The organism is Glycomyces mayteni (genome assembly GCF_042428885.1).
GTDB classification, from domain to species: domain Bacteria; phylum Actinomycetota; class Actinomycetes; order Mycobacteriales; family Micromonosporaceae; genus Glycomyces; species Glycomyces mayteni.
This window is the reverse complement of record NZ_JBHMBP010000004.1, coordinates 651,226-666,693: the sequence shown is the minus strand read 5'-3', so window position 1 is coordinate 666,693 and position 15,468 is coordinate 651,226. Positions and strand designations below refer to the sequence as shown.

Sequence of the window (15,468 nt, the reverse complement as noted above, 5' to 3'; positions counted from 1 at the left end):
CCATGTCCCGCAGCCGTACTCCGCGTTCCAGCTTCTCCCGCGCCTCCGACCGCAAGCGCCTGTCCCAGAACTTCCTCGCCGACCCGCAGCTCGCGCGCCGCCTCGCCGCCGACGTCGGCCCCGACGACCTCGTCGTCGAGGTCGGCCCCGGCGGCGGCATGCTCACCGCGCCGCTGCTGGACCGCGCCCGCCGCGTGCTCGCCTACGAGAAGGACCGCCACTTCGCCGAACGACTCCAGTCCCGCTACGGGCACCTGGGCCACTTCCGGCTCCGCACCGGCGACTTCCGCGACGCCGAACCGCCGCGCGAGCCGTTCCGCGTCGTCGCCAACGTGCCCTTCGCGATCACCACCGACATCGTCCGCTGGTGCCTCGACGCGCCCGCCCTCACCACCGCGAGCCTCGTCGTCCAGCGCGAGTTCGCCCGCAAGCACACCGGCGACTACGGCCGCTGGTCCAAGCTCGCGGTGGACGCCTGGCCCGAACACGAACTCGCCCTCGGCCTGCGCATCGGCCGCGAGCAGTTCCGGCCCGTCCCGAACGTCGACGCCGCCGTCCTCCACCTCACCCGCCGCCCGAGGCCCCTGCTGCCGCGCCGCGCCCTCCGCGACTACCGCGACATGGTCGCCCTCGGCTTCACCGGCGTCGGCGGCTCCCTCGCCTCCTCACTGCGCCAAGCGGTCTCGGCCCGCGCCGCCGCCCGCGCCTGCGCCGAGGCCGGGATCGCCAAGGACGCCCCGGTCGGCCTCGTCCACCCCGACAAGTGGATCGCCCTGTACAAAGCCCTCACCCGATAGGCGCAAGGGGGTGCCGGGCCGATGGCGCAGGGCGATTAAGGTTGAGATGCCCGGCCCGGTACCCCCTCCCTCTTGGAGCCGTTCATGAGCGAAGCCATCTGGATCGAGCTGATCAAGGTGCTCCCCGCCTTCCTCTGGATCGGTTTCGGCTTCATCGCCCTGGCCGTCGCCAAACGCCTCTTCTCACAGCAGGCTCCCCGCATGACGAAGGTCGAGACCCCTTGGGTCACCGTCGAACTCGCCCAGCAGGCCATCGAGGAGTCCTACGCCCGCGGCGGCACCGCCGCCCTGCCACAGCCCGACTGGAACGGCCCCCTGCCGCCCCTCCCCGTCCAGCCCGGCGGCTACGCGCCCCCGGACTTCACCGCGCCGCCCCTGCCCCCCGAGGGCACCGGCGAACCCGCCGAGCCCGTCACCCTGCGCCCCATGAACACCCCGCCCGCCGACGAACCGAACGACAACGGCGCCAAGCCGAAGACCGACGAGATCGCGGGCCCCCTCACCGAGCCCCGGCCCACCACCTACTACGCCCCGCCGCTGCCGGCCAATCAGGGCAAATACCCCGGCGCGGTACCCGTCCCGCCCTACCCGCAGCCGATCTACGCCTCTCCCGACACCCAGCGCGGCCTGCGTGCGGCCTCCCGGCTCGCGCTTGCGACCGACCTCCTCAACGGCGGTGCCATCCTCTGGGTCGACGACCATCCCGAGTGGAACGAGGCGCTCGCCCGGCTGTTCCGCAGCGCCGGAATCAGGGTCGATACCGCCGTGTCGACCGATGATGCGATGAGCGACCTCGCGAGGAGCTCCTACGACCTGGTCATCAGCGACCTGGGGCGCCCGAACGAGCCAGACGGGGGCAACGCCGGGGTGAACCTGGTCGACCGGATGGTCGCCGCGAGCGTTCCCACCCCGGTCGCGATCTTCTCGGACGTCCCCGCGGTCCGCTCGCTCGTCCACCCGCGCATAGCCGTCGCCACGAACATGCCGGAGGAGCTCGTGGACACCGTCGTCGACTTCGTAGGAACCCGCCGCAGTCAGCAGTCCCAGAGCTCCAGTTCCAGTTCCAGTTCCAGTTCCAGCTGGATCGACCGCCTGCAAGGCAACTGATCGCAGCAAGCGACGGGCGGGGCCATTGTGTGGCCCCGCCCGCCGGTCTTTCAATGTCGAGCTGTTGTCAGCTCCGCTTGTACTGCTCCCACCAGGTGAACGAACCCTTGTAGGCGCTGGGGGTGTTGTCGGCGGCGTGGCTCGCGAGCCCGTTCTTGCCGTAGAAGTAGTCGTGGACCTGCGCGCGCGCGACGGCCACCATGTCGGTGTCGCCCACCGCGTTCGCGTGGATGTGGTAGCTGAAGCCCTGCTCGGGGGTGCGCAGCCAGGCCGCGAAGCCGACGTCGCGGAGGGCCTTCACCGTCTGCCAGCGCTGCGTCGTGGACAGGCCGCTGACGCTGATGTCGACGACGCCGCCGCCGTCGTGCGTGCCCGCCGAGGACGGGTTGCCGGTCGTGTAGGAGCCCTGCGTCAGGGTGATGCTCCAGGAGAGCTTCGCGTCGGCGGCGGCGAGCATGTTCTTGGTGCGGGTGTTGACCCGCCTGCCGCCGTAGGCGTCGGAGTTGGAGCCGATGCTGACCTGGCGGGTCACGGTGTAGATCCCGGTGTCGCTGCCGAGGCGGGTCAGCGAGGTGGGGCCGGGGATGCCGTTGGCGTCGATGCCGGTGTACCCGAGGGCCTTCTGCCACGCGGAGTACGCGGTGATCGTGGAGGTGCCGTAGTGGCCGTCGACCGCGGAGGTCGCGAGGTGGTTCTTGGCGTCGAGCGCCTGCTCGACGGCCTTGACCGAGGCCGCCGCGTTGAGCGTGGTCCCGGTGCCGGACTTCTGCGGGTCGACCATCGCGGCCACGAGCACGAGCTCCATGTCGACCGAGACGGCGGCGCTCGCGGACTGGAGCGCGAACACGGTCGGGACCGCGGCGGCGCCCACTGCGCCGCCGACCATGAGGGCCCGGGAGAGCACCCAGCGGCGGGAGCGTGGGATGCGCGATTCATTGTGGGTCATGCGATTGCGTCCCTTCGGACTTCCTGTGCGGCGGCGCTGCTCGCCGCCGCTGACGGAGCGGGGATCGTTCGGGGGGTAGAGGATCGAATCGTGATTGAGACCATACCGAAGATTTTCTTCGTTGAGAAGAACTCGGATGAAATAAAACTCCACGTGACCGTCCCCGGACCGTCGCTCCGTGTCAAATGGACGGTCGCATTCCCGCTCAGGACGCCAGGGCGCTCACGTCCTCGGTGAACCGGTCCGGGGCGCTGAGGTGCGGATACCGGCCCTCGGTGCCGTACACGGCGCACTCGGCGCCGGGGATGCGCTCGGCGAGCCACGCCGCGTAGCCCGGCCGCGGCTCGGCGGCGAACACCGACAGGTACCGGCACTCGACCTTCCGCGGGCCCGCGGTGATCTCCTCCAGCGCCGCGGCCGTGTCCCCGTCTTCCGCGGGCGCGTCGAGGGCCTGCTCGATGGCGGCCACGCCGTGGGCGACGTACCGGCACGCGAACAGCGAGGCGATGACCGCGGCCCTCCCGTGGGCCGCGATCACGGGCGCGCGGGTCCCCATGCCCGCGACGAACTCGGCGAGCGTCTCGGCGCGGTCGCCGATCCGCCCGCCGGAAGGCAGGTCGAGCACGGCCACGGAGTGCACGGCGGCGAGCCGCGCCGCGACCGGCCACCACGCGGACCGGTCCTCGCCGGTCTCGGTCAGCAGCAGCACGGGACGCCCGGAGGCGCCCCACAGCTCGCCGGTCCACTCGGGCTCCAGCAGGTTCTCGGAATACAGGGTCGGCACGAAGTGCTCCAGTCGGGGGAGTGCGGCAACGGGACGGCACGCCGCAGGACCGCACGGTCAGTGCGTCGGCGTGCAGGCTGGGGTCACCGTGCGGGCGGCGGGGCCCGTCCCGAGTAGACCCAGGCCCCGACCTGGAGCGCGACAGTCCCGCGGCGGCCCGGCCCCGCGGACACCCGGTCCGCCTCCGGCTCGCCGCCGTCGGCGACCAGCCAGGCGGCCTCCCGGCCCGCCGTCAGGCAGCCGCGCCACACCAGGGACATGACGGCCAGCACGAGGCCGTACACGAGGTGCGCGATGACGAGGGACGCCCGGTCCGTGACATGGCAGTGGCCGAGGATCCACACCGAGAGCGGATGGGCCGCAACCCATGCGAGATATCCGAACACGAGCACCGCGGCGGCGGTGAACAGGTTCAGGCTGATCGCGCGCTGTCGGTGAATGTCGGTCCTCCCCGGATTCACGGACAGCGTACTTCATCGTCTGCGAAGGCCCCTCAGATACGCCCAGGTACCCCGAAATCCGGCGAAATACCAGGTCAGCCTCACATCGGCGGTTAATCGATTGCCGGTTGTCGGACCCTCCCTTTACGCTCGGCAAGTGAGGTTCCTCCGTGCTCCCGAATACCCGCTCGCCGACCCGCTCCTCCCGGACGGCTCGCGCGGCGACCCCCTCGAACCTCCGCGCACCCCCTGGCGCCTCCTCGCCTGGCTCGCCAGCCGCAACAAGGGCCTCGCGATCAGCGCGCTCTTCACCTCCGGCCTCGCCCTCGGCTCGCTCCCGGTCCTGCCGTACTTCCTCACCGGCGCCGTCGACGGCGGCCTGCGCGAGCGCGACTGGGGCACCCTGACGTTCTGGGCCTGCGGCATGATCCTCGCCGGGTTCGCCTCCGCCGCGATGATCGTCTGGTCCCACCGACTCACGGTCTACTGGCGCATGGACGCCTCGTACCGCACGCTCCAGCTCGCCACCCGCAAAGTGAACCGACTCGGCGACGAGCTGCGCCGCAAGCTCACCACCGGCGAAGTGGTCTCCGTGGGCGCCACGGACATCAACCGGATCTCCTGGGCCGTGGACTCCCTCTCGCCGACCGCCGGGTGCCTCGTGGGCCTCGTCGCCGTCGGCGTCCTCCTCTTCAACACCTCGGTCGCCCTGGGCCTGACCATCTTCATCGGCGTGTTCCTCGTCGGCCTCGTCACCGGCCCGGTCCTGAACAAGCTCCAGGACCGCCAGGAGGCCTACCGCGAGCGCGTCGGCGACATCACCGGCCGCGCCTCCGACATCGTCTCGGGCCTGCGGGTCCTGCGCGGCATCGGCGGCGAGGCCCGCTTCACCGCCTCCTACCGCAAGGACTCCGAGGCCCTGCGCGAAGCCGGATACAAGGTCGCCGCCCCGCAGGCATGGCTCAACGCCCTCGGCGAAGGCACCCCCGCGGTCCTCCTCGGCGTCGTCATCTGGATCGCCGCCCGCCAGGTCGCCGCCGGGGACCTCACACCCGGCCAGATGGTCGCCGCCTTCGGCTACACCAGCGCCCTGCTGCTCCCGGTCCACTGGCTCATCGGCTGCACCTACCGGATCATCGAAGGCCGCGTCGCCGCCGGGAAGGTCTGCGAGCTGCTCAACACCCCCGAACGCGACGCCCCGGCCCAGACCCTCCCCGGCCCCGCCTCCGGCGCCGAGCTCCACGACCCCGAGTCCGGACTCACCGTCGAAGGCGGCGAGCTCCTCGCCGTCGCCTCCGCCGACTCCGAGCAGGTCGCCCGCGTCTTCGACCGCCTCGGCGGCTACGCCGACTCCGAGGCCCGCTTCGGCGACGTCCCCGTCGCCGTGCTCGACCGCGACGAGCTCCACCGCCGCGTCCTCGTCGCCGACCACGACGCGTACCTGTTCGCGGGCACCCTCGCCGCCGCGATCGGCGCCCGCGACGGGAGCGACCGCGTCGAAGCCGCCATCGAGGCCGCCTCCGCCGCCGACGTCGTCGAGTCCCTCCCGCAGGGCCTGGACTCCGAGCTCGACAACCAGGCCCGCACGCTCTCCGGCGGGCAGCGCCAGCGCCTGCGCCTGGCCCGCGCCGTCGCCGCCGCCCCCGAGGCCCTCCTGCTCCACGAGCCGACCTCCGCGGTCGACTCCCACACCGAGGCCCGCATCGTGGACCGGCTCTCCGCGACCCGCTCCGGCCTCGCCACCGCGGTCGCCACCACCTCGCCGCTGTGGCTCGGCCGCGCCGACCGCGTCGCGTTCGTCCAGGGCGGCAAGGTCGTCGCCACCGGCACCCACCACGACCTGGCCGCCGAGCACCCCGACTACCGCGCACTCGTCTCCCGGGAGGAAGCATGACCACCAAGGCGCCCGAGCGCCCCGCCGCCGGCCAGCTGCCCGTCGCCGACACCCCGGCCGTGCGCCGCGCCTTCCTGCGCCTGCTCCTGTCCGAGAAGCGCCGCGCCGCCGCCGCGATCGGCCTCCACCTGGTCGCCGCGGTCGCCGCCGCCGTCGCCCCGCTCCTCCTCGGCGAGATGCTCGACAAGCTCGCCGCCGGAGAAGGCGCCGGGGTCATCGACCGGCTGGCGCTCGGCCTCATCGGCTCCATCGTCGCCGTCATCGCGTTCACCTGGCTCGGCACGTTCGTGTCCCACCGCCTCGGCGAGAAGCTCTCCGCGCGGATGCGCGTCGAGTTCGTCGACCGCGCCCTGCGCCTGCCGATGCCCGTGGTCGAGCAGGCCGGCTCCGGCGACCTCATGACCCGCTCCTCCGCGGACGTCCCCGAAGCCGGGGTCCTGTTCCGCGACGGCCTCCCGCAGATCATCGTCTCGGTCCTCAAGGTGATCGTGTTCCTCGCCGCGATGCTCTGGGCCAGCCCCGTCCTCGGCCTGTGCATGCTCGTCATCGTCCCCGGCCTGGTCGTCGGCACCCGCTGGTACCTCAACCGCGCCCGCGACGGCTACCTCGCCGAACGCCAGGCCGAGTCCGGCATCGGCGACACCATCGGCGCCTCCGCCGACGGCGCCCGCACCACCGAGGCCTACCGCCTCCGCGCCCAGCGCGACGGCGCCGGGGACGCCACCGTCGCCCGCCACTGGAGCGCCGCCCGCTACACCCTCTACCTGCGCAGCGTCTTCTTCCCGTTCCTCGACGGCTCCTACGCGCTGCCCACCGCCGCGGTCCTCCTCGTCGGCGGCGCGCTCTACTTCGACGGCGCGATCACCCTCGGCACCGTCGCGTCCTGCGCGGTCCTCACCCGCCAGATCATGTTCCCGATCGACCACATCCTCATGTGGGTCGAGAAGGTCCAGCGCGGCTTCGCGGCCATGTCCCGCATCGAAGGCGTCGCCGAAGCCGAGGACACCGAGGCCAACGCCACCAATGAGCGTCCCGTGGACGGCACCGTCGACCTCATCGACGTCCGCTACGCCTACCCCTCCGGCGCGCGCGACGTCCTCCACGGCGTCAGCCTCTCCGTCCCCGCGGGCCAGCGCCTCGCCGTCGTCGGCCCCTCCGGCGCCGGGAAGTCCACGCTCGCGCGGCTCATCTCCGGCTCCGACACGCCCCGCGAGGGCCGCGCGGCCATCGGCGGCGTCGACGTCGCCGCGCTCCCGCTGGACGAGCGCCGCCGCCGCGTCACCCTCGTCACCCAGGAGCACCACGTCTTCACCGCGACCCTCCGCGACAACCTGATCCTCGCCAAGGCCGAGGCCACCGACCAGGAGCTGAAGGACGCGCTCGCCGCCGTGGGCGCCGACTGGGCCTTCGACCTGCCCGAGGGCCTCGACACGGACCTGGGCGGCAAGGCCCGCGAGCTCGACGCGGCCTCCGCGCAGCAGATCGCCCTGGCGCGCATCATCCTCGCCGACCCCGACGTCGTGATCCTCGACGAGGCCACCGCGATGCTCGACCCGCGGGCCGCCCGCGACACCGAACGCGCCCTCGCCGCGGTCCTGGAGGGCCGCACCGTGATCGCCATCGCGCACCGGCTTCACACCGCCCACGACGCCGACCGCATCGCCGTCGTCGAGGACGGCCGCGTCGCCGAACTGGGGGACCACGACGAGCTCATCGCGCTCGACGGCCACTACGCGGGGCTCTGGCGGGCCTGGCACGGCGAACCCGAGCACCGCGACGAGGACTTGGCCGCAGTGGGGAACCCGTTGTAAGGCAAAAAGAATGGGCCCCGAGCGAAAGCCCGGGGCCCGTACTGGTCCGAGAACACCACCACAAGTCGGAACACCCACCGACTCGTTCTTAGCAAGGAAACAGAAAGGAAACCAGGAAACCCGTTCCGAACCAGTACCGAGAGAGTATCACGTCACATTCGCCGTGGCTAGGGGTGCCGTATCCACCCCGCTCGATCCGTGCCGGCCTGTTTCCCCGACCCGTCGGGCCCGCCTCGCCGCACCGGACCGTCCGCGGCGCTATGACCCGTCCGCGCCCCGGCCGTGCCCGCCTCGGGCCCGCGCCGCGCACGGCCTAGACTCGACTGGTCTTCCCGCAGCTAGTAACCGTTAGGAAACACCTGTCGTGAGTACGATTTCACGCGAGGAGGTCGCGCACCTGGCGCGGCTGGCCCGCCTTGAGGTCACCGATGACGAGCTCGACGCCTTCGCCGGACAGCTCGACGTCATCCTCCAGTCGATGAAGACGCTCGCCGAAGTGGACACGGACGGCGTCCAGCCGACCTCGCACGCGGTGCCGCTGGTGAACGTGTTCAGGGAAGACCAGCCCCAGCCGTCCCTGCCCCGCGACGCCGTCCTCGCGGGCGGCCCCGACACCGCCGAGGACCGCTTCCGCGTCCCGCGCATCCTGGACGAGGAGGCCTGATGTCCCGCATCATCGACCGGACCGCCGCCGAGCTGGCCGCGGACATCCGCGAGGGCCGCCTGACCTCCGTCGAGGTCACCACCGCGTTCCTCGACCGCATCGCCGCCATCGACGGCACCATCAAGGCGTTCCTGCACGTCGACCGCGACGGCGCGCTCGCCGTGGCCGCCGACGTCGACGCCGCCGTCGCCGCGGGCGAGGACCTCGGCCCACTCGCGGGCGTCCCGATCGCGATCAAGGACGTCGTGGTCACCAAGGGCCTCCCGACCACCGCGGCCTCCAAGATCCTCGAAGGCTGGATCCCGCCCTACGACGCGACGATCGTCGAGCGCATCAAGGCCGCGAGGATGCCGATCCTCGGCAAGACGAACATGGACGAGTTCGCCATGGGCTCCTCCACCGAGTACTCCGCGTACTTCAAGACCCTGAACCCGTGGGACACCGGCCGCATCCCCGGCGGCTCCGGCGGCGGGTCCGCCGCGGCCGTCGCCGCGAAGATGGCCCCGCTCGCCATCGGCACCGACACGGGCGGCTCGATCCGCCAGCCCGGCGCCGTCACCGGCACCTTCGGCGCCAAGCCCACCTACGGCGGCAACTCCCGCTACGGGCTCATCGCCTTCTCCTCCTCGCTCGACACGCCCGGCCCGGTGTCCCGCAACGCCCTCGACGGGGCGCTCCTGCACGAGGTCATCTCCGGGTACGACCCGCGCGACTCGACCTCCATCGACGCGCCCGTGCCGCCCGTCGTGGAGGCCGCGAAGGCCGGAGCGAACGGCGACCTCACCGGCGTCAAGCTCGGCGTCGTCAAGGAGTTCAAGGAAGGCGCCGACGCGGCCGAGCCCGGCGTCATCGCCGCCTACGAGGCCGGCGTGGAGCAGCTCGTCAAGCTCGGCGCCGAGATCGTCGAGGTCTCCTGCCCGTCGTTCGCGTACGCGCTGCCGACGTACTACCTCATCGCCCCGTCCGAGGCCTCCTCGAACCTGGCCCGCTACGACGGTGTCCGCTACGGCCTGCGCGCCGGGGACGACGGCAAGCACTCGCTCGAAGAGGTCATGAGCCTCACCCGCGAAGCCGGGTTCGGCCCGGAAGTGAAGCGCCGCATCATCCTCGGCACCTACGCGCTCAGCGCCGGGTACGTGGACGCGTTCTACGGCAAGGCCCAGAAGGTCCGCACGCTCATCAAGCAGGACTTCGAGAAGGCCTTCACGCAGGTCGACGCGATCATCAGCCCGACCACGCCGTTCATCGCGTTCGAGTTCGGCGCCCGCACCGGCGACCCGTACCAGATGTACCTCGCCGACCTCTACACGATCCCGACGAACATGTACGGCGGCCCCGGCGTCTCCGTCCCCGTCGGCCTCTCCGAGGGCATGCCCGTGGGCCTCCAGGTCATGGGCCCGGTCCTGGGCGACGACATCACCTACCGCGTCGCGGCCGCGCTGGAGTCCACCCAGGACGTCCTCCTCGCCGACACCGCGCCCGAGACCGAGGGGAAGTAAGCACATGACGAAGTTGAACACCTTCGAGCAGGCCGTCGAGACCTACGAGCCCGTCCTCGGCCTCGAAACGCACATCGAGCTCGACACGAACACCAAGATGTTCTGCGGCTGCGCCACCGCCTTCGGCGCCGAGCCGAACACCCAGGTCTGCCCCGTCTGCCTGGCCCTCCCCGGCGCCCTCCCGGTCGCCAACCGGGCCGCCGTCGAGGCCACCATCAAGATCGGCCTGGCGCTCAACTGCACCATCGCCGAGTGGACCCGCTTCGCCCGGAAGAACTACTTCTACCCGGACATGCCGAAGAACTTCCAGACCTCCCAGTACGAGGAGCCGCTCTGCGAGAACGGCTACGTCGACGTGGTCGTGGACGGCGAGGTCCACCGCGTCGAGATCGAGCGCGTCCACCTGGAAGAGGACACCGGCAAGACCCTCCACGTGGGCGGCACGACCGGCCGCATCCACGGCGCCACCGAGTCCCTCGTGGACTACAACCGCGCCGGCATCCCCCTCGTGGAGATCGTCACCCGCCCCGTCCCCGGCACCGGCGCCCTCGCCCCCGAGGTCGCCCGCGCCTACACCGCCGAGCTGCGCGACATCGTGCGCTCCCTGGGCGTCTCCGACGTGCGCATGGAGCAGGGCTCCCTGCGCTGCGACGTCAACCTCTCGCTGAACAGGCCCGGCGAGGAGTGGGGCACCCGCACCGAGACGAAGAACGTCAACTCCCTGCGCTCGGTCGAGCGCGCCGTCCGCTACGAGGTGCGCCGCCAGTCCGCGCTCCTCGACGCGGGGGAGCGGATCTTCCAGGAGACCCGCCACTTCCACGAGGCCACCGGCGAGACCAGCCCCGGCCGCTCCAAAGAGGAGGCCACGGACTACCGGTACTTCCCGGAGCCCGACCTCGCCGTCATGGAGCCGTCCCGCGAGTGGGTCGAGGAGCTGCGCGCCACGCTGCCCGAGCTCCCGCGCAAGCGCCGCGAGCGCCTCCAGGCCGAATGGTCATTGGGGGACAAGGAGATGCAGTCGGTCGTCAACGCCGACGCCGTCGGGCTCATCGAAGCGACCGTGGCCGCCGGGACGACCCCCTCGGGGGCCGTCAAGTGGTGGCTCGGCGAGCTGTCCCGCCGCGCCAACGAGTCCGGCGAGGAGCTCGCCGCGCTCGCCATCACGCCCGCGCAGGTCGCCGAGCTCCAGGGCATGGTCGACGACGGGCGCCTGAACGACAAGCTCGCCCGCCAGGTCATCGACGGCGTCCTCGCCGGAGAGGGCTCCCCGGCCGACGTCGCCGCCAAGCGCGGCCTGGAGGTCGTCTCCGACACCGGCGCGCTCGAAGCGGCCGTGGACGAGGCCATCGCCGCCAACCCGGCCGTCGCCGACAAGATCCGCGGCGGCACCCACGCGGCCGCGGGCGTCCTCATCGGCGCGGTCATGAAGGCCACCAAGGGCCAGGCCGACGCCGGGACGGTCCGCCAGATCATCCTGGACAGGCTGAGCTAGTCCACCACCGTGAAAGGCCGGGCGACACGCCCGGCCTTTTCGCGTTCACTGTCCGTTCAATCCCAGTGTGAGCTGCGAGTCTCCGGGTACCCCACAGAGCGATGTTGTTCACAGAGGATGGGTATCCTGGAGCGGTCAGGTGCACTGCGACCCGAGGAGGTGAGGGCCATGGGCGACGACCCCGGATCTAGTCGAGATACGACCGCGTTCTTCCCATTTTGCTTTCACCGTGCCTCGCGCCCTCCTATCGTAAAGCGGGCGGCCTGACCTGCGTTTTCTGCTGACGCGTCCGAGAGGCACGGCCCTTTCCTCGTGTTAGGAGGTGGCTGACGCATGGCGACGACCATTCAGCCCATTTCGCCCGCGGCAGTCGATGAACTCGCCGCACTCCGGCTCGAACTCGCCGACTTCTCGACCGTCGAGCTCGTCGAAGAGCTCCCCCGCATGGACCTCGCCGACCAGGCGCTCCGGTTCCGACTGCTGCCCAAGGACCGCGCGCTCGTCGTCTTCGAGGAGCTCGACCCGGTCCACCAGCAGGAGCTCATCGACGGCCTCAAGACCGACTTCGTGCGCGAACTGCTCGAATCCATGGAGGCCGACGACCGGGCCAAGCTCTTCGACGAGATGCCCGCGAAGGTCGCGACCCGCTTCCAGTCGCAGCTGAGCGCCGCCGACCGGCGCCAGACCGCCCAGCTCCTCGGGTACGACCCCGAGTCCGCCGGGCGCATCATGACGCCCGACTACGTGTCGCTGCGCGCGTCGATGACCGCCGCCGCCGCGATCGAGCGCATCCGGCACCTGCGCGAGCGCCCCCGGCACCTCGACGTGCTGCCGGTGACCGACGGGCACCGCAAGCTCCTCGGCACCGTCACCCTCGCCGACCTCGTCAGCGCCGACCCCGACACCGAGGTCGCCGACCTCATCGCCAGCGAGCACTACCAGGTCTCCACCGACACCGACCAGGAGGAGGCCGCGCGCCTCATCCAGGAGGCCAACCTCAACGCGCTCCCGGTGGTCGACCACGAGGATCGCCTCGTCGGCCTCATCACCTGGGACGACGCCATGGAGGTCCTCGAAGCCGAGGACACCGAGGACGTCGCCCGCTCGGCCGGCGCCGAGCCGCTGGACCGGCCGTACCTCTCGGCCGGCGTGTTCATGCTGGCGCGCAAGCGCGCCGTGTGGCTGCTCGTCCTCGCCGTCTCGGCCTCGCTCACGGTCACCGTCCTCAACTACTACGAGACGTACCTCGCGAACGTCACCGTCCTCGCGGTCTTCATCTCGCTGCTCACCGGCACCGGCGGGAACTCCGGGTCGCAGGCGTCGGTGACGATCATCCGCGCCATGGCCGTCGGCGAGGTCCGCTTCTCCGACGCCTTCCGGATCACCTGGCGCGAGTCGCGCGTGGGCTTCGTCCTCGGCACGCTGCTCGCGCTCGTCGGCGGGCCCGTCGTCGGCTTCGTCTACGGCTGGGACATCGGGCTCATCATCGGCATCACCCTGCTGGTGATCTGCACGTGGTCCACGTTCGTCGGCTCGCTGCTGCCGCTGCTGGCGAAGAAGGTCGGCATCGACCCGGCCCTCGTGTCGGCCCCGATGGTCTCGACCCTGTGCGACGCGACCGGCCTGCTCATCTACTTCTCGGTGGCCGCGCTGGTCCTCGGACCGGCCCTGACCGGCTGAGCCGCAAGCGAAAAGCCCCCGGTGCCGTGCCGCACCGGGGGCCTCTCAGTTCTACTGCGCGAGTGCTTCCGCAAGGAAGTCCGTGCGCTGCTGGACGATCGCCGCCAGCGACTCCGCCGAAGCGGCCGCGTCGCCGCCGCTCAGCTCGGCCGCCGCCTGCGCGGTCTCGACCGCTTCCAGCGCCGCCCCCGAGGCGTACAGCGCGTCGTACATCTCCTGGTAGGCGCTGTCGTACTCGTCCTGGAACGCCTCCGACGCGAGGAACCGCTCCTTCAACTCGTTGCCGCCCATACTGAAGCCGCCGCCGTCCTCGCCGCCCTGGGGCATCTCCATGCCCTCCGGCATCTCCATGCCTTCGGGCAGCTCCATGCCCTCGGGCAGCTCCATGCCCTCGGGCAGCTCGCCGCCGAAGCCGCCGCCGCCCATGCCGCCACCGCCGCCGATCGAAGCGGTCTCGTCGGGTGCGAGGTCCGCGCTCTGGAGCGTCAGGTCCACGTCCCACGTCAGGATCGAGATGAGCCCGGTGTCGAAGTCGTACCAGAGGTAGTAGTTCTGGCCCGGCCCCGACATGTCGTCGCCGTTGGCCACGAGGTTCTGGAAGGCCGTGTACTGCGCGAACGAGGCCACGTCGATCCAGTCGCCCAGCTCCGCGTCGAAGGTCGCGTCGTCGGCCCCGCTCATCCACTCCAGGAAGTCGATGAGCGGCTGCGCGTCGGAGGAGCCCTCCATGCTCAACTGCTTGAAGTCGTCCTCGTACTCGTCGGGGTCGGCCCCCTGGTACGTGAACGAGCCGGTCGACAGGGCCTTGTACAGCACCCCGGTGTTCTCCCCGTACTCCTCCTCGGCCCAGGTCACGTCCATGATGTCCACGACCCGGCGGGTGACCGCCTCGCCGCCGTTGACCGACACCGTCGAGTACGTCCAGTCGTAGGAGGACTGGCCGCTCGCTTCGAGGAGCTCCAGGGTCACGGCCTCGTTGAGCGAAGTGCCCTCGGTCCCGCCGCCCATCGCGGAGTCCACGCGCAGGCTGATCTGCTTGTTGCCCTGGTACACCTGCCCGTCGACGTACTTCGAGAAGTCCACCAGCCACGGCAGGCCCTCGGGGTCGTCGAAGCTCAGCGTCGATCCGCCCATGCCCCCCATGCCCCCGGCGCCGCCTTCGCCGCCGCCGGGGAACTCCATGCCTTCGGGCATCTCCATGCCCTCCGGAAGCTCCATGCCCTCGGGCATCTCGCCCCCGCCGGGGAACCCGCCGCCGTCCTCGCCGCCCATCGACATGCCGCCGCCGAGCGCCGACAGCGTCGAGTTGCCCTTCAGCCTGATCCCCACGTCGGCGATCGTGACGCCGTCGATCGTGATGTCGGCCTTGATCCAGCCCTTCTCGCCGGAGTCCTCGAACTCCTCGACCATCTCGTCGTAGTCCGCGTCGCTGTACGACAGGCCGATCTCGTGCGCCACCGAGGTGTCGAACAGGTCCACGGTCCCCTGGATGTCGTTGGTGACCACGAAGCCCTCGTTGGCGTCGGAGTACACCAGGGCCGTGGCGCGCACCGTCCCGACCGCCAGCGTGAGCACCGCGATCAGCCCGACCGAACCGGCGATGAGCTTCCAGTAGTGCCTGAGGCTCACCGGGATGCGGTGCCGGAGCTTCTTGCGGGCCACGGCTACAGGTCCGTCTGGTCGTAACCGGTCAGGACGGTCACCTGCTGCCCCGAGGTCACCTCGCGCAGCTCGCCGAGGAGCCCCGCGGCGTTCTTGGCCTTCTTCAGGCGCACCGTGTACGTGTACTCCAGGAGCGCGCCGCCGCGGATCGTCTCGATGCTCACCTGCTCGTACTCGTCGGTGTTGCGGATGAGCACGTCGTCGATCCGGTCGGCGTAGTCCTCGTCGGTCGGCACATGCACCTTGACGACCTGGCGCTGCACGTTGTGCGCGAACCAGTTGAACCGGTACATGAGCACCAGCACCAGGCACACGACGACCGTGGCGATGATCGCGAGCAGGTAGAACCTGGTCCCGCAGGCCATGCCCACGCCCATCACCAGGAAGATGTACCCGACGTCGCGGGTCTCCTTGAGCGCGTTGCGGAACCGGATGATCGAGAGCGCGCCGACGAGCGCGAACGCCCGCGCCACGTTCGAGCCGACGATCAGCATGATCACCGCGATGATCATGCCCATGACGATGAGGGTCTGCACGTACGACTGGCTGTACGAGACGTTCCGGTGCGTCCACCGGTAGACGAGCCCGATCACGCAGCTCAGGATGAAGGAGAGCGTCAGCGAGATGGCGATGTCCGCCACGCTGAACTCGGCCGAGAGGTCGTTGAAACCGGTAAGGAAGTCCATGGTCGC

The 15,468-nt window shown here is 70.9% G+C and carries 13 protein-coding genes; 8 read left to right on the top strand and 5 right to left on the bottom strand.

The features are described from left to right. The first annotated feature begins 2 nt into the window (after positions 1-2). Together erm and ACFFXY_RS18415 are read left to right on the top strand one after the other, a co-directional pair. Positions 3-797, top strand: a complete 795-nt coding sequence (gene erm, locus ACFFXY_RS18420; RefSeq protein WP_382353766.1) for a 23S ribosomal RNA methyltransferase Erm — start codon at positions 3-5, stop codon at positions 795-797. Between the two features lie 84 nt (positions 798-881). Further along, positions 882-1,904 (top strand): response regulator, encoded by a 1,023-nt coding sequence (locus tag ACFFXY_RS18415; protein ID WP_382353763.1) that lies wholly within the window; start codon positions 882-884, stop codon positions 1,902-1,904. 67 nt (positions 1,905-1,971) lie between these two features. Here the strand turns inward: ACFFXY_RS18415 and ACFFXY_RS18410 are convergent, their stop codons facing one another. The 3 genes from ACFFXY_RS18410 to ACFFXY_RS18400 all read right to left on the bottom strand — a co-directional run bounded on the left by ACFFXY_RS18410 (position 1,972) and on the right by ACFFXY_RS18400 (position 4,095). After that, a complete protein-coding gene (locus tag ACFFXY_RS18410; protein WP_382353760.1) occupies positions 1,972-2,850 on the bottom strand; it encodes a peptidoglycan-binding protein in 879 nt (292 codons plus the stop codon). A gap of 205 nt (positions 2,851-3,055) precedes the next feature. Next, positions 3,056-3,634 carry an alpha/beta fold hydrolase gene (locus ACFFXY_RS18405; RefSeq protein WP_382353757.1) on the bottom strand — a complete coding sequence of 193 codons (579 nt, stop codon included), beginning with the start codon at positions 3,632-3,634 and terminating at the stop codon, positions 3,056-3,058. An 83-nt stretch (positions 3,635-3,717) separates the two neighbouring features. Next, positions 3,718-4,095 (bottom strand): hypothetical protein, encoded by a 378-nt coding sequence (locus tag ACFFXY_RS18400; protein ID WP_382353754.1) that lies wholly within the window; start codon positions 4,093-4,095, stop codon positions 3,718-3,720. A 136-nt stretch (positions 4,096-4,231) separates the two neighbouring features. On the opposite strand from ACFFXY_RS18400, the gene ACFFXY_RS18395 reads away from it, so the two are divergent. The 6 genes from ACFFXY_RS18395 to mgtE all read left to right on the top strand — a co-directional run bounded on the left by ACFFXY_RS18395 (position 4,232) and on the right by mgtE (position 13,114). Next, complete coding sequence (locus tag ACFFXY_RS18395) at positions 4,232-5,968, top strand: ABC transporter transmembrane domain-containing protein (RefSeq protein WP_382353751.1); 1,737 nt, start codon at positions 4,232-4,234, stop codon at positions 5,966-5,968. Further along, positions 5,965-7,779 carry an ABC transporter ATP-binding protein gene (locus tag ACFFXY_RS18390; RefSeq protein ID WP_382353748.1) on the top strand — a complete coding sequence of 605 codons (1,815 nt, stop codon included), beginning with the start codon at positions 5,965-5,967 and terminating at the stop codon, positions 7,777-7,779. Before ACFFXY_RS18395 ends, ACFFXY_RS18390 begins: the two co-directional genes overlap by 4 nt. Before the next feature lie 364 nt (positions 7,780-8,143). Next, positions 8,144-8,443 (top strand): Asp-tRNA(Asn)/Glu-tRNA(Gln) amidotransferase subunit GatC, encoded by a 300-nt coding sequence (gene gatC / locus ACFFXY_RS18385; protein ID WP_091054223.1) that lies wholly within the window; start codon positions 8,144-8,146, stop codon positions 8,441-8,443. After that, a complete protein-coding gene (gatA, locus tag ACFFXY_RS18380; protein ID WP_382353743.1) occupies positions 8,443-9,942 on the top strand; it encodes an Asp-tRNA(Asn)/Glu-tRNA(Gln) amidotransferase subunit GatA in 1,500 nt (499 codons plus the stop codon). Before gatC ends, gatA begins: the two co-directional genes overlap by 1 nt. A 4-nt stretch (positions 9,943-9,946) precedes the next feature. Continuing rightward, on the top strand, positions 9,947-11,434 hold the full coding sequence (gatB, locus tag ACFFXY_RS18375; RefSeq protein WP_382353740.1) for an Asp-tRNA(Asn)/Glu-tRNA(Gln) amidotransferase subunit GatB: 1,488 nt from the start codon (positions 9,947-9,949) through the stop codon (positions 11,432-11,434). A 333-nt stretch (positions 11,435-11,767) separates the two neighbouring features. Next, positions 11,768-13,114, top strand: a complete 1,347-nt coding sequence (gene mgtE / locus ACFFXY_RS18370; RefSeq protein WP_382353737.1) for a magnesium transporter — start codon at positions 11,768-11,770, stop codon at positions 13,112-13,114. 51 nt (positions 13,115-13,165) lie between these two features. On the opposite strand, the gene ACFFXY_RS18365 is transcribed toward mgtE, so the two are convergent. Further along, on the bottom strand, positions 13,166-14,776 hold the full coding sequence (locus tag ACFFXY_RS18365; RefSeq protein WP_382353734.1) for a CotH kinase family protein: 1,611 nt from the start codon (positions 14,774-14,776) through the stop codon (positions 13,166-13,168). A gap of 2 nt (positions 14,777-14,778) precedes the next feature. Next, the gene (locus tag ACFFXY_RS18360; protein WP_106364429.1) at positions 14,779-15,462 is read right to left on the bottom strand and encodes a DUF4956 domain-containing protein; all 684 of its coding nucleotides are present in this window, start codon (positions 15,460-15,462) and stop codon (positions 14,779-14,781) included. Between the last annotated feature and the right edge of the window lie 6 nt (positions 15,463-15,468).